The sequence below is a fragment of the Methylomicrobium lacus LW14 genome, assembly GCF_000527095.1.
GTDB classification, from domain to species: Bacteria; Pseudomonadota; Gammaproteobacteria; order Methylococcales; family Methylomonadaceae; genus Methylomicrobium; species Methylomicrobium lacus.
The window spans coordinates 1,815,994-1,834,478 of sequence record NZ_AZUN01000001.1 but is presented as its reverse complement, the minus strand read 5'-3'; the positions used below and the strand labels follow the sequence as shown (position 1 = coordinate 1,834,478).

At 57.1% G+C, this 18,485-nt stretch carries 18 protein-coding genes; 7 read left to right on the top strand and 11 right to left on the bottom strand.

Going from position 1 to position 18,485, the window contains the following annotated elements; all coding sequences use genetic code 11:
* Positions 1-8: 8 nt before the first annotated feature.
* The 7 genes from METLA_RS0108290 to cas6 all read right to left on the bottom strand — a co-directional run bounded on the left by METLA_RS0108290 (position 9) and on the right by cas6 (position 8,982).
* Positions 9-1,703, bottom strand: a complete 1,695-nt coding sequence (locus METLA_RS0108290) for an RAMP superfamily CRISPR-associated protein (protein WP_024298100.1) — start codon at positions 1,701-1,703, stop codon at positions 9-11.
* 8 nt (positions 1,704-1,711) lie between these two features.
* Positions 1,712-2,704: a type III-A CRISPR-associated RAMP protein Csm4 gene (gene csm4 / locus METLA_RS0108285; protein WP_024298099.1), complete on the bottom strand. Its 993-nt coding sequence runs from the start codon at positions 2,702-2,704 to the stop codon at positions 1,712-1,714.
* Complete coding sequence (csm3, locus tag METLA_RS0108280) at positions 2,704-3,423, bottom strand: type III-A CRISPR-associated RAMP protein Csm3 (RefSeq protein ID WP_024298098.1); 720 nt, start codon at positions 3,421-3,423, stop codon at positions 2,704-2,706. Before csm3 ends, csm4 begins: the two co-directional genes overlap by 1 nt.
* 12 nt (positions 3,424-3,435) lie before the next feature.
* Positions 3,436-3,888: a type III-A CRISPR-associated protein Csm2 gene (gene csm2, locus METLA_RS0108275; RefSeq protein ID WP_084480216.1), complete on the bottom strand. Its 453-nt coding sequence runs from the start codon at positions 3,886-3,888 to the stop codon at positions 3,436-3,438.
* Between the two features lie 163 nt (positions 3,889-4,051).
* A complete protein-coding gene (gene cas10 / locus METLA_RS0108270) occupies positions 4,052-6,739 on the bottom strand; it encodes a type III-A CRISPR-associated protein Cas10/Csm1 (protein WP_024298096.1) in 2,688 nt (895 codons plus the stop codon).
* Positions 6,729-7,859 carry a CRISPR-associated ring nuclease Csm6 gene (gene csm6, locus METLA_RS0108265; protein WP_024298095.1) on the bottom strand — a complete coding sequence of 377 codons (1,131 nt, stop codon included), beginning with the start codon at positions 7,857-7,859 and terminating at the stop codon, positions 6,729-6,731. Before csm6 ends, cas10 begins: the two co-directional genes overlap by 11 nt.
* A 160-nt stretch (positions 7,860-8,019) precedes the next feature.
* Positions 8,020-8,982 (bottom strand): CRISPR system precrRNA processing endoribonuclease RAMP protein Cas6, encoded by a 963-nt coding sequence (gene cas6, locus METLA_RS0108260; protein ID WP_024298094.1) that lies wholly within the window; start codon positions 8,980-8,982, stop codon positions 8,020-8,022.
* Positions 8,983-9,315: 333 nt separating this feature from the next.
* On the opposite strand from cas6, the gene lexA reads away from it, so the two are divergent.
* The 5 genes from lexA to METLA_RS0108240 are packed head-to-tail and all read left to right on the top strand — an operon-like array spanning position 9,316 to position 12,026.
* Positions 9,316-9,948: a transcriptional repressor LexA gene (gene lexA, locus METLA_RS0108255; protein ID WP_024298093.1), complete on the top strand. Its 633-nt coding sequence runs from the start codon at positions 9,316-9,318 to the stop codon at positions 9,946-9,948.
* A 21-nt stretch (positions 9,949-9,969) separates the two neighbouring features.
* Positions 9,970-10,137 carry a hypothetical protein gene (locus tag METLA_RS23200; protein ID WP_198408461.1) on the top strand — a complete coding sequence of 56 codons (168 nt, stop codon included), beginning with the start codon at positions 9,970-9,972 and terminating at the stop codon, positions 10,135-10,137.
* 34 nt (positions 10,138-10,171) lie between these two features.
* Entirely contained in the window at positions 10,172-10,666 is a 495-nt protein-coding gene (locus METLA_RS0108250; protein ID WP_051459762.1) for a CDP-archaeol synthase, read from the top strand.
* A 23-nt stretch (positions 10,667-10,689) separates the two neighbouring features.
* A complete protein-coding gene (locus tag METLA_RS0108245) occupies positions 10,690-11,442 on the top strand; it encodes an endonuclease/exonuclease/phosphatase family protein (protein WP_024298091.1) in 753 nt (250 codons plus the stop codon).
* Positions 11,439-12,026: a CDP-alcohol phosphatidyltransferase family protein gene (locus tag METLA_RS0108240; protein ID WP_024298090.1), complete on the top strand. Its 588-nt coding sequence runs from the start codon at positions 11,439-11,441 to the stop codon at positions 12,024-12,026. Before METLA_RS0108245 ends, METLA_RS0108240 begins: the two co-directional genes overlap by 4 nt.
* On the opposite strand, the gene METLA_RS0108235 is transcribed toward METLA_RS0108240, so the two are convergent.
* Complete coding sequence (locus METLA_RS0108235) at positions 11,991-14,309, bottom strand: DNA internalization-related competence protein ComEC/Rec2 (protein WP_024298089.1); 2,319 nt, start codon at positions 14,307-14,309, stop codon at positions 11,991-11,993. The two genes, METLA_RS0108240 and METLA_RS0108235, sit on opposite strands and share 36 nt — an antisense overlap.
* A 144-nt stretch (positions 14,310-14,453) precedes the next feature.
* Between METLA_RS0108235 and METLA_RS0108230 the strand changes: the two genes are divergently transcribed.
* Complete coding sequence (locus tag METLA_RS0108230) at positions 14,454-14,990, top strand: DUF2062 domain-containing protein (protein WP_245598762.1); 537 nt, start codon at positions 14,454-14,456, stop codon at positions 14,988-14,990.
* A 181-nt stretch (positions 14,991-15,171) separates the two neighbouring features.
* Here METLA_RS0108230 and lolD read toward each other — a convergent pair whose 3' ends face one another.
* Genes lolD through fur form a run of 3 tightly spaced genes read right to left on the bottom strand, consistent with a single transcriptional unit; the run spans position 15,172 to position 17,535 of the window.
* The gene (lolD, locus tag METLA_RS0108225) at positions 15,172-15,852 is read right to left on the bottom strand and encodes a lipoprotein-releasing ABC transporter ATP-binding protein LolD (RefSeq protein WP_024298087.1); all 681 of its coding nucleotides are present in this window, start codon (positions 15,850-15,852) and stop codon (positions 15,172-15,174) included.
* Positions 15,845-17,092 carry a lipoprotein-releasing ABC transporter permease subunit gene (locus METLA_RS0108220; RefSeq protein WP_024298086.1) on the bottom strand — a complete coding sequence of 416 codons (1,248 nt, stop codon included), beginning with the start codon at positions 17,090-17,092 and terminating at the stop codon, positions 15,845-15,847. Before METLA_RS0108220 ends, lolD begins: the two co-directional genes overlap by 8 nt.
* Before the next feature lie 26 nt (positions 17,093-17,118).
* Entirely contained in the window at positions 17,119-17,535 is a 417-nt protein-coding gene (fur, locus tag METLA_RS0108215; protein WP_024298085.1) for a ferric iron uptake transcriptional regulator, read from the bottom strand.
* 203 nt (positions 17,536-17,738) lie between these two features.
* Here fur and METLA_RS20775 point away from each other — a divergent pair, with 203 nt between their 5' ends.
* Positions 17,739-18,401: an outer membrane protein assembly factor BamE gene (locus METLA_RS20775; RefSeq protein WP_024298084.1), complete on the top strand. Its 663-nt coding sequence runs from the start codon at positions 17,739-17,741 to the stop codon at positions 18,399-18,401.
* The last annotated feature ends 84 nt before the right edge of the window (positions 18,402-18,485 follow it).

The window sequence follows — 18,485 nt, the reverse complement described above, 5'->3', positions numbered from 1 at the left end:
AAAAGATGTCATTGTAAGGTCTTCAACAATTCCTTGGCCTTTTTATTGCCTTCCGCGCCGATGAATTTCAGGATGTCTTTGCCGACATGGTGTAATTCGGCTTTGTCTTCGGCCGGCCAAGCCGCAGCGCCGCCGATCAGTTCGCGCAATTCGCTGTAAAGCGGACCGCCGATCTGTTCGCGGGCGTTGACGGCCTGTTTTTCTTGCAGCTTTTGCTTTAGGCCATCGATTTGCAGTTGTTCGGGCGTCATCGATTGCAGCCGTTGACGGTTTGCCTCTTCCTTTGCCTGGCGCTCCTGTTCGGCTTGCGCCGCAAGTTCCGCTTGCCGGCGGCGTTCGGTTTCCTCGCGTTCGCGGCGTTGTTCGGTTTCGCGGCGTTTTTCTTGAAGTTCGGCCTTTTGTTTGGCCTGCTTTTCGGCCCAGCGCCGGGCGTCGTGCTGTTGACTGGCGCAGAGTTCGGTGAGTTCGGGCCATGCCTTTGCGGTCGATGCGCCGGGCTCGATTTCGACCAACACCCAGCCGAAAGGCAAGAGGTCGGTGCGCTGCTCCTTGGTTTGGGCGGCCAGCCAGAGGGTCTTGGGCGAATCGGCATATTCGGGCTGCTGGCCTTTGCCTTTGATGATTTTGATGTTGCCGTTGCGCGCGCCGCTGACGGTGACCGAATCCGCGCCGGAATGCCGGCCGACACGCAGCATGAAGGCTTTGCCCGTTTTAAGTTTGTCCTGATTCAAGGCCAATATATCGGTGATGGTTTGATTCCAGCCGCTATGCAGATAATTTCTTTCCTGCATCAGTTTGCGTTCCGCGGTCAGAATAGGGAGATAAAAAAGATTGCAGGTCTGGGCTATCTCTTCGGCCGTAAAACGCAGTTCGGCTGCCGGCAATGCGCGGTGATTATCGGAGCCGACGGACTGAAGGGTGAGCTGGCCGGTAAAGGTGCGGGCATAACAGGCCGGCACGCACTCCAGAATCTGGTAGAGGTTTTCGCCCATCGCCTGGCGTAACTTGCCTTCTTGATTGACGACCGGGGATTTTTTGCGATTGACCGCCAAAAACACCTGCGAAGTCGGGAGATTGGGCTCCTGCTGCCAAATCGCGTCCGAGAAACTGATCAGCCGGAGGGGGTCGAGTTCCAACTGCAATCTGCCGCGCTCGGGATCTCGGTATTTCAGCAAGCGCCCCTGAAATTCATGCAGGCCTTTGCGCTCGTTCGGACGGGCGCGGGCGCCGGCATTGATTTTATCCAGCAACGCGGTCCGTATCGCGCCTTTGACCGAGGAGCCGAAGAGCACCGGCTGGCGATTGATCGGATTGTAGGCGGTGCGGTCGATTTCGAGCCGGTTGATCACCTGTTTGCCGTCGGCCTCGCGATTGGCGGACTTACCGACCCGGTCTTCATAAAGCCTGGCAACCCCATCCAGCACCGGAATCGCGTTGACCGCCCACGGCTTTAACGCTTCGCGGCGGTCGTAGAAGAATTTCTGCACGGCCTTGAGCATTTGTGTGTCCGGTCTTGCCGACACGATTTTGGACAGTTGCGCCCGGTCATTTTCGGTCAGCGCGGTGACCGCGGCGCCGGTGTCGAATTCGTACAGAGTGTCGTCGTCGATCACATAATTGGTCGGTTCGTAGCTGTCGCCGGTGCCGATATGGATGGGCGACAGCGGCGTGTATTTCAGCGTGTAGTGTTTTAAAAAACTCATGACTTCCCTCAAAAATGCGCCGCGATCGGCAGCACCGGCGCGTAGCCTTGCTGCACCGTGGCGTCCAGGGTTTTGGACAATTGCTTTTCGCCGCCGATGCCTTGCCCGATAAAGCCGCGCGCCGGCGGGCTGACGGCAAAAACGCCGCCGGTTTGCGCCAGCAACACCGGATTTTTAAAGGGCTTGCCTTGCTGGTGCACGGCGATGTCGCCGTGCCGGCCGAAGCGGGTAAACACTTGATAGTAACTGCGCCGGCTGTCGTAACCCAGGCCTTGCGGCGCGCACGGCGCGAGCGTCAGGCAGGCGTCGGCGCCGTTTTGCGCCGGCAAGGGGGCTGTCTGGAAATCCGCAATCTCGAATTTGCCGAGGCCGATGCTGGCGTCCTTGCCGAAACCGAAGTCGCCGATGTCGGTGAGGCACCGCCGGCAGTCTTCCGCGCTCAATCGATCCGTATCCAGCAGCAGGCGCAGCGTCCAGCGTAAACCCGGAATGAACCATTCCTGCTCGACGCTGTAGGGCGCGAAGCCGTTGGCGCCGGTCGTATTCGTCTGGCGGTTGATGGTGTTGTGGGGCTGGGGGTGTTTTTCGCTGAGCGTTGTTAGTCGCGACGTGCACCCTGAAGGGCATAAAGGCGTCGCTCCCACGGCTTGCTGCGCGGCGATGGTGGAGGCGGCGACGGATTGTTGCAGCCAGTCGGCGAGCGGCTTGTCGAAGGCGGCTTCCGGCAGCCAGGCGCGCTTCTTGACGGCCTTGCGATCCTTGTCTTCCGGCAGAGCATAAAAGCTGCCCGGCAGTTTCGGCAACGGCCAGTAGCCTTCCGGAAAGGCGTCGGAAATCACCGCGAACGGCCTGTCTTCGGTGTAACCGTTCAGCAATTCGATCAGCCGGGTCTCGCCGAAGCGGTTGCGAATCGCCCAGCAGAGTTGGCCGAACAGCGTATCGCCCTTCAGCGGCGTGGCGAAGGCCGACAAAGGCGTCAGCGACGCACAAAAGCTCTGCATCACGCCGCCTCTTGCAGGTTGAGCCGATCGAGTTTCGCCTGGATGTCCTGGCCGTCGAGCCGCAAGTCTCTAAAGGCGATTTTGCCGTAGCCGCGCGAGCCGGAGCCGCCGAGGCCGGTCAGTTCGAGTAGCTTGAGGCCGACCAGGATCGTGTCGGTCAGGTCTTCGTGGTCATGCACGCGGATCGTCAGTTTGAAGTCGAACTTGGCCGAGGCCGGCACGCGCTCGGTGTTGCGGGGATGCTCGGCGGTGCCGCGGATGCGGTCGATCATGTTTTCCATTTTGGTTTCGGTCAGCAGCAGGTTTTTGGCATCCATTTCTTTCACCCATTGAGGGTCCAGCGAGCAATCCCAGAATGACAGGCGGGTGGGGCCGATTTCTTTCACCAAGGTCTCGTCGATCTCGCCATCGGGCGCGCCGCCGAACAGCTTGATCAAGGCCTTGGCTTTATCCAGCACGTTGCCGTCCAATTTTTTCAGGTGCCTGAAGCTCAAGGGTTGGCCGTCGGTATGGCCGACCACGCCCAGATGCCACTCCAGCAAACTGCGTATTTTGCCTTTGATGCTGGAGCCGGGGATATAGGGTTCCTGGGTGATCGGGTTCTTGATGACCGGATTGTCGGTGCCGCCGATGTGGATTTCGGTGTTGCCGCTGCCGATGTGCAGGCCGCTGAGCAGTTCGATCTGGCCGGTCAGTTTTTGGATATGAGTCAGTTGCATCGCGAATCTCCGTTAGTCTTTGGGTCTTTTTTCTTTGTAAAAGCCCATGAAGGCTTCCATGAACAGTTTGAAGTGGCGCAAGGTCTTCAGGCTGTCAACCTGTTGCAGGCCGTCACTGATCAGTTTGACATAGTTGTCGTCGACCAATTTTCTGCCCAGGGCATAGGCGGCTTTGGCGTTGATCATCCGAATGAACGGCAGGTATTCGTCAAACTTGTCCGGGTGCTGGCCGGCTTTGCTTTCCCACATCACGATTTCTTCATAAAAACGGCGCAATTGCGTCGGCTTGTTGCTGTTTTTGTTGTCCGCGATCGTTTCGGCCGTTTCCCTGGCGATCACATCGAATAGATCGGCCTTGATGTCTTTGAGCTGGATTCTCGAGGTATCGAGCGGCTTGTGGGCCGGCTTGTCGTCGTGCCCGCCGCGATAGCCGTGGCTTTGCCGTTGTGGGGGGTATGTCGCCATTGGATTCTCCTGGGTCGTATGCAAAAAAAATTGTTTCGTCTCTAGGCTCTGGGTCATACCATCGCCAAGTCGTTAAGGCTGTGGTGGGAGCGACGCCTACGTCGCGATTAGCGTCAAGTCGCGACGTAGGCGTCGCTCCCACGGATGGTTTGCATTTTTCCTGTCAGTCGCGTTGTTGGTACAAGTGACAAAACAGGGTTACTCGATAGTTACCGCCATGCCCCTTGATTCCCGCATTGGCGATTTCTTCCGCCAGTGCGGCGTGCCTTTGTTTACGCTGGTCTTTATCCAGCTTTTTGCGTTCCAGCATCCTGGCGGTGCGATAGGCAAAGTAGCTGTGCCAGAGGGCGTTTTCAGGGTTTTGTTCGACCTTTTCGGCCATCTCGATCAGGTTCAGCAGGCCGTAAACATAGCCGGTGCTTAAGCCGTTGTCCTCGCTGAGCCGGAGCAGGTTCTGTTGGCGCTGACCGGTCAATTCCGCAAACTCGTCCCATCCAATGTGTTGATTGAAACAGGTCACCGCATTTTTCGGAGCCGGCTTTTGGTTTTTGGGATTATGCCCCTTGGCCGCTTCCAGCGCATCTTCGGCCAGGTCGCCCAGTTGCGTGATCGGAAGGCCCGGCTTGGTCGTGCAGATGCCTGCGGAAAAGTGTACCTCCTGATTGTTTGCGACATAGCTTTGGAAAGCTTGCCGCATTTTGCCGGCCAGCTTGATTTGCGACAGCCAGGGCCCGATCAGGAAAAAATCGTCGCCGCCGGCGAAGACGGTGTAGCTGTCCTGAAATTCGTTTCGGCAGAGCCAGGGCAGGTAAACGGTGAAAAATGCATTCATTTGCCGGGACAGGGCGGCGGTTTTGCTGAAGCTGATGTCGTTGCCGAGTCCTTTTTCGAAGATCTGGCCGAGATTGTCGACGTCGCCTTTCAGGGTGGACAGCGCGCTGATGCCGAGCCATTTGTCCTGCCGTTCGGGGGCGAGTTTCCGATCGCTGCAGGCGAGATGGTTCAACGTTTTGACGGCATCCAGTTCGAGCGGTTCTTCGATGCCGATGTACTTGCCCAAAAGTTCTTCCTGTATGTCCCGTTCATCGGCCAGCGACACATAGGCGTTGATGTGGCGGCGCGCGTAGCCGTTCCAAAGCGCTCGGTCTGGATCGGTATCAGGCAAGGAAAAATCCCAGGCCCGGAGTAAGTTGCCGTTTCTGGCTTGTTCGCCGAATTTGCCTTGCCGGTCTTCATTTTCGACGAAGCCGACGTGATAGCCGAAGATCGGAATTTTGACTTCGCTGCCGAGGGTCAATGTTTCGCGGCTAATCAGGATGCGCTGCTTAGCCGGGTTGACCAGCCAGGCGCCGATGTCCATCTGGTCTTTGGCGAGTCGACAGATATAATCCTCTTCGAAGGCTTCGGTCGCCGGCGAACGGCCGTCGATCTTGCAGACGCCCTTGGTGTTGTCGAAACGGTCGAGGAAACCGTTGAAGACGATGGCCTCGGCGGATTTTGCGCAGAGATCGAAACGCCGGTTTTTGATGATCTCCATTTGTCTTATCAATTTGTCGATCAGTTGCCGGTAGGGACTGTCTTGACCGTTTTTGCCGCGGCGGAAATCATTGCAGCTGGCTTCGGTCCAGGCGAGGCCGACGCCGGCTTGCCCGAAGCTGTGTTCTAAAAACCAGGCGTCGAGTGTGTTTTGCACCTGTTGCAGTTTTTCCCGCGTCGCCGGGGTGTCGTGGGCGACGATCATGAATTTGCCGGCCGCGTTGATCACCTGGCTGGTGGACGGCAAATCCAGCGTATCGAGCACTTTCAGCGCCGCGCATTCGGCCAGCAGCGATACATAAAACGAACGTCCGCGCAGCAGTTTGGCCGCGCGTTTGCCGGTTTCGCCGTCGCTGGCGAAGATGAAGTCCTGAATGCCGAAAAAATCGCCCTGAATCAGCAGGAATTTGTTTTCGCTCCAGCTTTTTTGCGGATCTTTCAGCGCTTCGGCGGCGCTCTCTCCGGTTTCGCCGCGCTCTTGATGATAGCGCCACAAAGCCGTCGCCAGCGCCGCGGTGACGCGGGAATGGTCGTACAGCGACACGTCGGGGCGGACATTGAAAGCGGTCGCGGCAGGGATCGCCTGGGTATAGACGCCCCAGAGCGTTTCGAAATGATCGAGCCATAAAGACCCGTTGGCGCGGTGCGCTTTCGGCATCTGCCTGAGCGCCGCGGTGAAGCCCTGCCACAGGTCGTTGTATTCTTGCTGCGCGGCCGCGTTGTCGTTGCTTTCGTATCCCGCCGCCTTGACCGGAAAAATGCTGTTTGGCGATAACGGTTTGAGCGGGTAACGGTATGCGTAGGCTTGCGGCGCTTCGCCATGCAGTCGTATCTGCTCGAACAGAGGCAATTGGCGCGCGGTGTAGTGGTTTTTCCCGGTTGCGGTGCCTTCGTCCGCGGCGTTGTATTGCTCGAATTCTTCCCGATCGAAACCTGAAGCGACCCGGTCGGCGGTGGCGATCACCCATTGCAGAAAGGTTTTCGGCTTATGGTGCATCGCGGCCGCGTTGATGAACGAATCATCGGCGTCCTGGGTTTTCCATGAACCGAACGGCGCAAAATCCGTTCCCGTCAGATCGGGCAAAAAATCTTCGATCGCATCCATCGCCAAACCGGTATAGGCCGCGTGGACGTGGGTGAACCAGCCTCTGTCGTCGACGTGGTTTTTGCGATGCGGGCAATACAGTTGCTTGTTCGCATCCAGCACCTCCGGGTCGACCGGAAGTCTGGCCCGTTCGGCAAATTTGCCGAGATTATGCAAAAACGCCGCCAATGCGATACGGCTGGATTGTTCCAGCAAGGGGTTAATCGCCATGCTTTAGGTCTCCTGGGATCAAATGGATCCGCTCATTGCTCAGATTGATGCGATAACGCGTGTGCGGGCGCCTGCCTATGGCCGTTATTAAATAAGCCGAGGCCGCGACTGTCAAAGTTTGCTTCAGTTTTTGGTTGATTCTTGATATTCGTTGCAGGAAAAACGCTTTGCTCATGCCGTCCTGCAATGCCTGCTCGGTTCGGTCGGCGACGCGCATTTCTCCGTTAATGCGCTGATATTCATACAGATAGCCTCTGGCGTATGCGCTTTCCGGCGCGCCATCGTTGGGGCAGGTCGGCTCGGCTTGTGCGGAAAGTTGCCTTTTCAGCAGCCAGCAATAGAAGGCAAGATCTGCCGGCGGTAAGACGATCGCCTGATCCTGTGCGATCAGACGACGATGCTGCAAGTCGATGATCAGGCTGGAAGGATTCAGCGCTTGCTGGGCCTTGGCGACGGTTTGGCTGAAGCTGCTCTTGCCTTGCAAAAGCGCGTCGTCGAGGCCGTGGCGCAGGCGCACGAATGGGATGTCGGCGAGCATCACGTCGGCGTTTTGCGTGTCCAGCGGTTTACGGCTCGGATCGTTGCCGTAGATGATCTGCGAGTAGGGCGTCGGATAATAAAACTGCGGATGCGATTCGTAGTCGGGCGAGACCAATACATGGCTCAGGCAATCCTGAGGCCTTCCGTACAAGGACAGGGCGTAGCCGGCGTAAAAGCCCATCGTTTTGCGGCCGCCGGCTATCGAGACGTGCAGCGCGACATCCGGGTCTGCGGTCAGCGTTCGAATCATTTCGGTGATGCCGTCGGCCATGGACTGGTTATCCTTCTGACTGCGAATATCCTGCAACGGGGTGCCGGCCGGATCGCTCAGCATATGGATGTGGCTGGTGCCGAATGCGATTTCCGCAAGTCGGTAATCCCGGTAGAAGCGGTTCAGCCAATGGTCGTTGATCAGCGTCAACCGAGCGCGCTCCGCGCCCTCCCGCGTCGTCAGCACATGCACTTGTGCGGGCATCGCGCGTCCGTTCCTGTATAGGGCGTAAAGCGTTTCGGTCACGACTTGGGGCGTCAAGCCGGTCACGCAGAGCAGAATGTGTTGAGGATTGGCGTCTTTTTCCATGAGTCCGATTATGCCTGAGGCGGTTGTCATTACATGCACTTGGCAAGCTTGCGATGTTTTTAAGTCATTCGGCAAAGTGGCAAAAATACCGTGGGAGCGACGCCTACGTCGCGATTTGAGATGTTAGTCGCGACGTAGGCGTCGCTCCCACGGATTATGCTCATCCATCGCCGGCGTGTCCGTTGGCGCTTTCGATGCTATAACGCCCCATGCCCATGCTGGTCGCCTTGCCCGCGTGCGTCCATTGGCCGAGCCAGAGGTAGGGCCAAAAATCTTCCAGTCCTTCAAGGTCGAGTTCCAGCGTGCCGACCACGCCGCCCAGTTGCATTTCGGTTTGCTGACGCGAGGAATAGCGCGTCCAGTCGTACCAGTTCAGGTTTTTGCCGGCAAATTCAATTTGTCTGGCTTTATGCATCAACGCGGCAAAATCGGTTTCGAGCGGCGTGTCGGTATGAAAATAGGTCAGCATCGAAATCCGCCTGAGCAGATTGCCGAAAAAGGCGGCAAAACTGAAATGCGCGCCATTCAGGTTTTTGCTGTCCTGTTTGATCCGCATCGGCGTATGGAGAGTCAGGCGTATTCGCGGCGGCATGCCGGGAATGTCGGGCGGCGCGGGCGCGGCGAGCGGTTCGAGTTTGCCGTGCTGATAGATGACTTTTGGGGGCGCTGTGGCGCTCAATTGTTCGATATGGTCGAGCAGAAAGGCCTGGCGTTTGGCGCCCAGGCCTTGTTCGCCGGCGGTTTTCAAGGCATGCACGAGATAAGGGAAAAAACGCTGCCCATGGCCGAAGACTACCGTTTGCAGCTTATAGGCCGAGCCGTCGCGCGTATCCTCCGGCAATTGCAGCACGAAAGGATGCGGAGCCGCGGTGTATTTGCGCATTTTTAGCGCGTCGCCGGGCGGCGGCGTTTCAAACAGATAGGAATAGGCGCAGGAGTGTTTCAGCAAACAATCGCCGCATGGGGTGTTTCTGACGATGCAGACGGTTTTTTTGAGCGCGGTGCCGAACGCGCCGCGCCAGGCGGAGCCAGGGTAGGGCGGCAAGAGGATCGGCCGCTCGACCGAAAAATGAAAGCGGAATACCGAAAGCGGAAGTGTGGGGGCTGAAAATGGCTGGGTCATGTTTACACGTCCTTTTGTATAGGTTGAGTCAATGGCTAAAGATTAGTCTTTGTTGGCAAACTTGTGAGGCGGCAGCCGGGTTCTCGAAAGCCGCTTCTCTATAGAGACGGTTTCGCGAAGGTTTTTTCACTATCTACAGGATAGGGGTTTAAGGGGCGGTATAAAAAACCGAGGAAACCGCAAATATCGCCGTTTCAGCTTATCAGATTGTTTTTGTATCTTTTTGATAGTTAATAAGTAATTTAAATTTTTTCGGCTCTTGTTCTCTTTTTGTTCTCTTTTTGGCGAGTCTTTGATAATCTTTAGCCACTTTCGATTTTGAGGGACTGACGAGTGAATGCATTAACCCGACGGCAGCGGGAAATTTTCGATTTTTTGTGTGAAAATCACGCAAACTTTGCGTATCCGCCGACACTGGACGAATTGTGCGCCGCGCTGGGCATGGCCTCGCGCGGATCGCTTTATAAGCATGTCACGGCCTTGATCGATGCGGGTCTGGTGGAACCCTTCCAAAGCAACAAACAGGGCGGCGTCAGGCTGACCGAATTGCCGCAGCGCCTCTCGCGCTCCTGCAATGAACACAGCTTGCCGCTGGTCGGGCGGATCGCCGCCGGACGGCCGCTCGAAGCGGTCGAAAATATTCAGTACATGACGGTGCCCGAGGCGCTGCAAACCGATAAGCCGTGTTACGTGTTGCAGATCAAGGGCGATTCGATGATCGAGGCCGGCATCTTCGACGGCGACTGGGTGGTGATCGAGCAGCGCAGTTACGCCAGCAACGGCGAGATCGTGGTTGCTCTGATCGACCAGTCGGAAGCCACATTGAAATATATTCAGCAAACCCAGGACAGCGTGCTGCTGGTGCCGGCCAATGCCGGCATGCAGGCGATGGCCTACCGGCCGGAGCAAGTCGCCATTCAGGGCGTCGTGGTCGGCCAGATGCGGAGCTACCGTTCTTTCAAGTAATTTAACCCGAGGAGAACTATCATGCAAAGAAAATATCATATGCACGATCAAGTGAAAAATAAAGTGGAAGCCGTCATGAGCCACTATCACCGGCCGTTGATGGATTTTTGGTTATGCAAGTGGGGTCTAATGGGAGGATGTTTTATGCTAGGCGTGTATTGGCAGCATGTGTCGGTGTGGCTTAGATAGCTCCGCCGGCCAACGACACTGACGATGTCATATCATGACGGCCGATTTGAGTTGGATCGCCGTTGTTAAGGGGCTTGTCTTGCTGCTGGCAGCGAACGGCGCGCCGGTATTAGCCGGCTTAGTCGATGCTAGCACCGCGAAGCCCATCGACGGCGGTTTTCGGCTCGGCGATGGCCGTCCGCTCTTTGGCGCGGCCAAGACCTGGCGCGGTTTATTCGCCGCGCTCGCCGCGACGACTTTGATCGCATACTGTTTGGGATATGGTATGGCCACCGGCATGTGGTTCGCGGTCGGCGCGATGGCGGGCGATTTGCTTGCCAGCTTTTGCAAAAGACGGTTGGGACGGGAGGAAGGCAGTCATTTTCGCGGTCTCGATACGCCGCTCGAATCGCTGTTACCGCTCGTGTTGGTCAAATCGCAACTGGGCATAGGGTGGCTTGAAATCGCCTTCCTGGTCGGCGTCTTTTATCTGATCGAGTCATGGTCGTCGCCTCTGTTGTACAAATGGCATTTGCGTAAACAGCCTTAGTTCTTTATTTAGTGCGGAGCATTATGAAAAAACCGGGTCTGAAGGTCTTAACCTATAACATTCATAAGGGATTTAACCCCGGTAACCGGCGTTTCGTCTTGCATCAGATGAAAGAGGCGCTGGCCGAGGCGGGGGCCGATTTGCTGTTTCTGCAGGAAATGCAGGGCGAGCATCATCGGCATGCCAAGGAAGTCGAAAACTGGCCCGAGCTTTCGCAATTCGAGTTTATCGCCGAAGGGATCTGGCCGTTTTATATCTACGGCAAAAATGCGGTGTACCACACCGGGCATCACGGCAACGCGATCTTGAGCCGTTTTCCCTTTGTCAGTTGGGAGAACATCAATGTCTCGCCGTTTCCCTGGGCCAGCCGCAGCCTATTGCACGGTGTGATTCAAATGCCAGACACCGATACCGACGTGCATATCGTCTGCATCCATTTCGGCCTGACCGCCAAGGAGCGGCGCGCCCAGCTCGATCGCCTGAGCGAGCGCATCGATCAGCATGTGCCGCATCACGCGCCGTTGATCGTCGCCGGCGATTTCAATGACTGGCTAAGCCAGGCGGAGCGGCATTTTCAACAGCATTTGGGGCTGCGGGAGGTTTTTCATCTCACCCATGGCAACTATGCGCGTACCTTTCCCAGCTGGATGCCGATTTTGCAGATGGACCGGATTTATTTTCGCGGGCTGACGCCGGTCGGCTGCGAACGTCTGGCTGGCTCTCCCTGGCGCAAGTTATCCGACCATGCGCCGCTGGCAGCGACGTTTACATTATGAACAGTCAAACTCCTTTTTTTAAGTCCCTACTGACCCTGCCCAATCTGCTGACCAGTTTCCGCTTCGTCGCGGCACCCGGTTTGTTGGGCTTTGCCTGGCTGGGCGATGAACAGGCCTTCATGGTTTTATTGGCGCTGGTTTTTTTAAGCGACGTGCTGGATGGGCTGGCCGCCCGTCTAACCGGGCAGGTGACCGAATTCGGCGCCACGCTCGACAGCTTTGCCGATTTGCTGACTTATATGACGATCGCGATTTGCAGTTACTGGCTATGGCCCGAGCTGGTCATGCGCGAACTGTTATCTGTCGTTTTGATTGTCGGCAGCTGTCTTGCGCCGCCCGTGGCCGGCATGATCAAGTTCGGACTACTCACCAGTTACCATACCTGGCTGGTCAAGCTGGCCGCGGCATCGGTCGGCGTTTCCTTGTTCATTTTGATTTTAGGCGGTCCGGTCTGGCCGCTGCGCATGGCGGCCATCGTATCGTTGTGCGCGTCGCTGGAAGAACTCGCGATTACCGCATTATTGTCCGATCCCAAATCGAATGTGCGCTCACTTTGGGACGTGCTCAGACAACTCAGGCAGTAGATTAGGCGGCGAGGCTGACGCATCGCTCGCGCGCCAATATTTTTTGTCCAGCTCCCGGTAGGCTGCTATGGTCATCCGCTGTTCGCCCAGGTTGACCAGGATCGCGCCACTGTCGGCGCTGGTCAGCCATCGGGCTTTGAGGTCCCGGTAGCGCGCGAGCACGCTCGGATGCGGATGGCCGAACTGATTCCGGTAGCCTGAGGGAATCAGCACATAGCGGGGCTGTACCGCCTCCAGAAAAGCCCGCGTCGACGAGGTCTTGCTGCCGTGATGCGGCGCGACCAGAATATCGGCGCGCAGGCCTTGGCCATAGCGACCGACCAGCCGGGTTTCGGCGGGCGCTTCGATGTCTCCGGTCAGCAGGATCGCACCGTGAACAGACTGAATCTTCAATACGCAGGAATTATTGTTGTCCGTCGCCGGGTCGAGTTGATCGGGCGCCAATATCGTAAAATCAACCTGATCCCATTGCCACGTTTGTCCTGCCTTGCAGAGTGAAGGTGCATGCGCCTTCAGGCTGTCCGGCGCGCTGGTCAGGAGCCGGGCTACCGGCAAAGCGTTCAGAATAGAACGAGCGCCTCCGATATGATCGTTATCGCCATGGCTGACGATCAGCGTGTCGATCTTTTCCGCGCCTTCGGCATGGAGATAAGGTAACACCACGTTGCGGCCCATATCGCTTGCGGCCGAAAATTGCGCTCCGGTATCGTACACCAGCCAGTGATCGGCGGTTTGTATGCTGACCGCAAGGCCCTGGCCGACATCGAGCAAGGCCATTCTGATTTCGCCGGGTTCGGGCCGGTCGGCGACAACGAATATCAAGGGCAGCAGCATCACGCCGCCGAGCCAGCGCGATGGCGTGCCGAACGGCGCAAGCAGGAGCAAGGCGCCGGGTATCGCCGCGAGCAGCGTCCAGTAAGACGGCGCTGGATGATTGATCGTCGCGGCCGGAATCTCTGCCATCTTTATCAGCAGCCACATCAGGCCCTGCAAGGCGTAGTCGGCCGGCAGTAGCAATAGGCTTGCGGCGGCCGATGACAGCGGCAGGAGCAGCAGGGCGAGCAGCGACAAAGGCAGGACGATCACGCTGATGACCGGTACGGCGATCAGATTCGCCAGCGGCGCGATCAAAGAGACTTGTTGAAAGAAAAACAGCAGGAAGGGGGCGAGACCGAGTGAGGTGACCCCATGCAGTTTGAGCGCGCCAATCAAAAGGTTCGGTTTTTCGAGCCGCCCTGCAATCGCGAAGAGGATCAGGCCGACCGCAAAGAAAGACAGCCAGAAGCCTGCCGATAATACGGCCAGGGGATCGGCGACCAGCACCGCGAGTAACGCGGCGGCCAGGGTGTTAAAGGGCCGGGTATTTCTCTGCCAGATCACCGCGCTCATCGCGATCGCCAGCATGATCACCGCGCGGCGCGTCGGCACCGCAAAACCGGCCAGAAACGCATAAAATACCGCCGCGAGCAGCGCGATGATCGCGGCAACCCGAGGCGGCGACCAGCGGAGCAGGCCGATTCGGGCCCAGCCTTTGAGCGCCAGAAAATAGACGAAGCCTGCGATCAGGCCGATATGCGAACCGGAAATTACGATCAGGTGCGTCGTGCCGGTCTTTCTGAACACATCCCATTGGGCCTGGGTAATTTGGCTGCCGTCGCCTAGCGTCAACGCCCGGATCAGCGCGAGGCTGGTTGCATTCGCGGCCAATCCTGAAAGCCGGTCCGCAAGCGTTTGCCTGAGGCCCGCGATATCGGCGTCAGCGGCTTCTTTAATCAACTCCGGAGGCGGGGCACTGCGGATATAGCCGGTGGCGCCGATGCCTTCGCTAAACAGCCAGCGCTCGTAATCGAAGCCGCCCGGATTGGCCGTGCCGTGCGGCCGTTTCAATTTAACCGTGAAACGCCAGCTTTGCCCTGCCTTGACCACGGCTTCCGCTTGGTACCAGGTCAAACGTAGCCGTGACGGCAAGCGGGGATCGGCTTGGGTCGGCGCAAAGTCGAAGCGGACGCTTTTATCCTCTGCCAGCGGCAAACCGATGATACGGCCGGTGGCCTGGATGTCATGGCCTTCCAGATGCGCGGGCAGCCGGTCATCCAGCCTTATCAGCGCAAACACGATCGCCCAGGCCATGCCCAGCAGCAATAACGTCGCACCCCAGCGGCGCCGCCAGATCGAAAGACCCAGAGCGGCTCCAAGGAACAATAAATAGCCCGGCTGGGGCAGGTCGGGCAATTGCTGAACCAGCACGATGCCGGTCAAAAAGCAGAGCGCCGCAGTGATCATAAGGCCGTCCGCAATATTTTTTTAGCGCATCCGAAAAACTGTTACACTTAGGCCAAGCCTGCCGGGAACGCCTTTCCGCGCGGGAGTTTATAAGACATCAACAGAATTATAAGCATTATGGCAAAACAATTGGTAAAACGGCTTATGGACAAGCTGGTTCCCGATCCGGAGGTGATCAAGCACCACAAGCATTTGCAGTTTTTGGGCGACAGCCTGCACGAGCCGAATCTTTGGCATTTTAACCGGCATTCGGTCGCGAAGGCCTTTGCGGTCGGTTTGTTCTGCGCGTGGATACCGCTGCCGATGCAGATGGTGTTTGCCGCAATCGGAGCGATCTATTTTCGTTCCAATATTCCGTTGTCCGTGGCGCTGGTCTGGCTGACCAATCCGGTCACGATGCCGCCGCTGTTCTATTTCGCCTATCGCGTCGGGCTGTTGTTTACCAATGGCCCGGTCACCGAACAAAGCGCCGAATTTTCGGTCGGTAATATGTTGTCCGAATTGGGCGATGTCTGGCAGCCGTTTTTGCTGGGGTGCTTGATACTGGGAGTTTTGTGCTCGTCCGCCGGCTATTTCGGCATTCAGTATTTTTGGCGGGCGTACATCACCAAAAAATGGGCCGAGCGGAAACATAGGCTGGCAAAGGGCAATCCGTTCCAATGCACGTTCTGGCGCTCATGATACGGAAGCAGAATATCTTCCACTCATTGCTTCCCATGCAGAACTTCACTGCCGTGAGGTTTAAGGAACGAATGGTCGGGCGGATAAGCATAGCGCATCCACCGCATGGCTGCCGGATGCGCTACGCTTATCCGGCCTACGGAACTGCCCGAGGAGATTAGCGCAGGCGCGCGTGATCGTTTCAATAAACGATCACGCCGTCTTCCATATGCAGCACCTTGCCGATTCTCGACGCCAGTTCATGGTCGTGGGTGACGACCAGGAAACTGACGTTCATTTCCCGATTCAATTCCAGCATCAATTCGTAAACCTGATGGGCGGTCTTGCTGTCCAGATTGCCGGTCGGCTCGTCCGCCAGCACGAGTGCAGGCTTGTTGATCAAGGCCCGCGCGACCGCGGCGCGCTGTCTTTCGCCGCCGGAGAGTTCCCCCGGCTTGTGCTCTATCCGGTGGCCGAGGCCGACGCGCTTGATCAGTTCTTCCGCATTATGGCGCGCTTCCTTGACCGTTTTGCCTGCAATCAACTGCGGCATCGCGACATTTTCGAGCACGGTAAATTCGCCGAGCAAATGGTGCGACTGGTAGATGAAGCCGAGCGCGCGGTTTCTGAGTTTGGCGAGCTTTGACGAATTGATTTTACTGATATCGACGTTGTCCAGCACGACCTGGCCGCTGCTGGGTTTTTCAAGCCCGCCGAGCAGGTGCAGCAAGGTGCTTTTGCCGGAGCCCGAGGCGCCCATGATCGCGACGCGTTCGCCGACGCCGATCGTCAAATCGACGCCTTTCAGGACTTCGACGTCCAGTTCGCCCTGGGTATAGCGCTTGGTCAATTGCCGGCATTCTAAGATGTTCATGTTATTCATAGCGTAAGACTTCGGCAGGGTTGACTTTGGCGGCCTGCCAGGCAGGATACAGCGTGGCCAAGAGGGACAGCAAGAAGGCCATGCCGGCGATCGAATAAACGTCGGTTGCGACCAGTTTGGACGGCAGTTCGCTGATGTAATACACATCGGCCGGCAGGAAATTGACCTGGAAGAAGGTTTCGATCTTCCTGACGATCGAACTTGCATTCAAGGCCAGCGTGATGCCGCCGATCGTTCCGATCACCGTGCCGGTCACGCCGATGATGGTGCCGAGCACGATGAAGATGCCCATCACCGAGCGCGAGGTCAGGCCCTGGGTTTTCAGAATCGCGATGTCGCCGCGCTTGTCGGTGACCACCATGACCAGCGTCGACACGATGTTGAACGCCGCGACCGCGACGATCAGCAATAAGATGATGAACATCACCCGCTTTTCGGTCTGCACCGCGCGGAAGAAGTTGCTGTGCGCCTGCGTCCAGTCGCTGACCGTATATTCGCCGTAAAATTGCGAGGCCAGGTCTCGGGTGATGCGCGGCGCATTGAAGATTTCATCGAGTTTGATGCGCAGGCCGGAAACGGCCGCATCCATCCGGTACAGCTTGCCCGCGTCGTCGATATGGATCAGCGCCATGTTGCGGTCGTATTCGTACATGCCGACCTTGAAGATGCCGGACACGGTGAAGCGGCGCATGCGCGGCAAAATGCCGGCCGGCGTCGAATTGATCTGCGGGCTGATCACGGTGATCTTGTCGCCGACCATCACGCCGAGATAATTGGCCAGCTCCGCGCCGAGGATGATGTTGTAGCTGCCCGGCGTCAAATCGGCCAGTTTGCCTGACACCATGTTGGCGCCGACTTTCGAAACCTTGTCCTCATAATCGGGCAGGATGCCGTTCAGCATCGTGCCGCTGACGCGCCGCTCCGCATTGATCATCACCTGACCGCTGATGAAAGGCGCGGCGCCGTCGACATGCGGTTGATTCCGTAGTTTAGCGTCCGCTTCCTGCCAGTTGTCGAGCTGGCCGTTCAGGCCGGTGACCGTCGCATGCGAGGTCATGCCGAGAATCCGTTCGCGGAGTTCAGCCTCGAAGCCGTTCATCACCGACAATACGGTAATCAGCGCGGTCACGCCGAGGGCGATGCCGAAAACGGACGTCAGCGTGATGAACGAAATGAATTGCGTACGGCGCTTGGCCCGCGTGTAACGCAGGCCGATATACAAGATCAGGGGTTTGAACATGAAGTTGAGTCAGGATGGGGGAGAAGTCAGGATTTTTTGCAGTTAGGGCAGTAGCCGTATAAATAGAGGCCGTGATCGGTCAGCTGGTAACCCAGCTGTTCGGCGATTTCGCGCTGGCGTTTTTCGATCACTTCGTCGGTAAACTCGTCGACTTTGCCGCATTTGATGCACATGATATGGTCGTGATGGTCGCCGCTGGCCAGTTCGAAAACCGAGTTGCCGCCTTCGAAATGATGGCGGGTGACGAGCCCCGCCGCTTCGAACTGGGTCAATACGCGGTAGACGGTAGCCAGACCGATTTCTTCATCTTCGCTGAGCAAAATCTTATAGACTTGTTCCGCGGTCAAATGCCGGTTATTGACCTGATTTTCCAGAATCTGGAGGATTTTGACCCGAGGCAGCGTCACCTTCAGGCCGGCGTTTCTTAAATCGTGCGATTCCAATTATTCTCTCCGAAAGAGCCGAGATCAGCCGTTTTCAAATGCAATTGACCATTGTAGCCTTTTTTGGCCGCGAATGGCATGACAAGATGAAGGCTTCGTGCGTTGTTGGATTGCAGAAAAGGCGCGCGTCTCTGCAAAAGTCTCATAGGATTATTTTTTGTGATCGGGTATGATTTCGTATTTTTCTATGATACTCGAGATTCATGCGTAAGCCTCTATTTTATTCCGCGCTGTTGGCTAGCCTGTCCGTTGCTTCCTGTTCGATGATCTTGAACAACCTGCCCGGCGTTTATACGGTCGATGTGCAACAGGGCAACATGATCGATCAGGCGATGGTCGATCAGCTGCGGCCCGGTATGAGCAAGCGTCAGGTGCTTTACATCATGGGCTCGCCGATGCTGAAGGATCCGTTTCATGAGAACCGCTGGGAATATCTGTATTCGAGTCAACCCGGCGGCGAGGATCGTCAGCAAAAAAGAATCACATTATTGTTCGAGGGCGACAAGATCGTCGGTTTGCAAGGCGACTTCAAGCCGACCAAGGTGCCGGTGCTGAAGCCTTCGCCGGACGCCACCGTGGACGTGCCGAAACGGAATCTTGACGACAGTTTGTGGGGCACGATGAGAGGGTGGTTCAGTTCTGACAACGCGGCTGCGGCGCCGAAGGCGGAAGAGGTCAAGGACAAGGAGATCGAAACGGGATCCAAAGGCTTATGGGAAACCTTGACCGGCGGGGCGAGTTCGGATAAGCCTGCGAAACCTGAGCAAGGGCAGGGTGCGCCTGCCGGTGCGGAAGCGCCGGAGAAAAGCACAGGAGACAATCCGCAACAGGAAAGTCCGGAAAAAACCGAGGAGCCTAAGCCCTGAAAGTTCCTGGGATAACCGATGTTCCGCACGATTAATCTCTACTGCATCAGATCATAAGTCTCTTATCCTTTCATGGCAATGCCA

What these genes read in the sequence shown, in the direction of transcription:
- METLA_RS0108250 (WP_051459762.1), top strand. Translation starts at nt 10,172, where the DNA reads ATGACGGCCGATTTGAGTTGGATCGCCGTTGTTAAGGGGCTTGTCTTG.
- METLA_RS0108235 (WP_024298089.1), bottom strand. Translation starts at nt 14,309, where the DNA reads ATGATCACTGCGGCGCTCTGCTTTTTGACCGGCATCGTGCTGGTTCAG.
- METLA_RS0108245 (WP_024298091.1), top strand. Translation starts at nt 10,690, where the DNA reads ATGAAAAAACCGGGTCTGAAGGTCTTAACCTATAACATTCATAAGGGA.
- cas6 (WP_024298094.1), bottom strand. Translation starts at nt 8,982, where the DNA reads ATGACCCAGCCATTTTCAGCCCCCACACTTCCGCTTTCGGTATTCCGC.
- METLA_RS0108230 (WP_245598762.1), top strand. Translation starts at nt 14,454, where the DNA reads ATGGACAAGCTGGTTCCCGATCCGGAGGTGATCAAGCACCACAAGCAT.
- cas10 (WP_024298096.1), bottom strand. Translation starts at nt 6,739, where the DNA reads ATGGCGATTAACCCCTTGCTGGAACAATCCAGCCGTATCGCATTGGCG.
- lolD (WP_024298087.1), bottom strand. Translation starts at nt 15,852, where the DNA reads ATGAATAACATGAACATCTTAGAATGCCGGCAATTGACCAAGCGCTAT.
- csm3 (WP_024298098.1), bottom strand. Translation starts at nt 3,423, where the DNA reads ATGCAACTGACTCATATCCAAAAACTGACCGGCCAGATCGAACTGCTC.
- METLA_RS0108290 (WP_024298100.1), bottom strand. Translation starts at nt 1,703, where the DNA reads ATGAGTTTTTTAAAACACTACACGCTGAAATACACGCCGCTGTCGCCC.
- METLA_RS20775 (WP_024298084.1), top strand. Translation starts at nt 17,739, where the DNA reads ATGCGTAAGCCTCTATTTTATTCCGCGCTGTTGGCTAGCCTGTCCGTT.
- METLA_RS0108220 (WP_024298086.1), bottom strand. Translation starts at nt 17,092, where the DNA reads ATGTTCAAACCCCTGATCTTGTATATCGGCCTGCGTTACACGCGGGCC.
- csm6 (WP_024298095.1), bottom strand. Translation starts at nt 7,859, where the DNA reads ATGGAAAAAGACGCCAATCCTCAACACATTCTGCTCTGCGTGACCGGC.
- METLA_RS23200 (WP_198408461.1), top strand. Translation starts at nt 9,970, where the DNA reads ATGCAAAGAAAATATCATATGCACGATCAAGTGAAAAATAAAGTGGAA.
- csm4 (WP_024298099.1), bottom strand. Translation starts at nt 2,704, where the DNA reads ATGCAGAGCTTTTGTGCGTCGCTGACGCCTTTGTCGGCCTTCGCCACG.
- METLA_RS0108240 (WP_024298090.1), top strand. Translation starts at nt 11,439, where the DNA reads ATGAACAGTCAAACTCCTTTTTTTAAGTCCCTACTGACCCTGCCCAAT.
- csm2 (WP_084480216.1), bottom strand. Translation starts at nt 3,888, where the DNA reads ATGGCGACATACCCCCCACAACGGCAAAGCCACGGCTATCGCGGCGGG.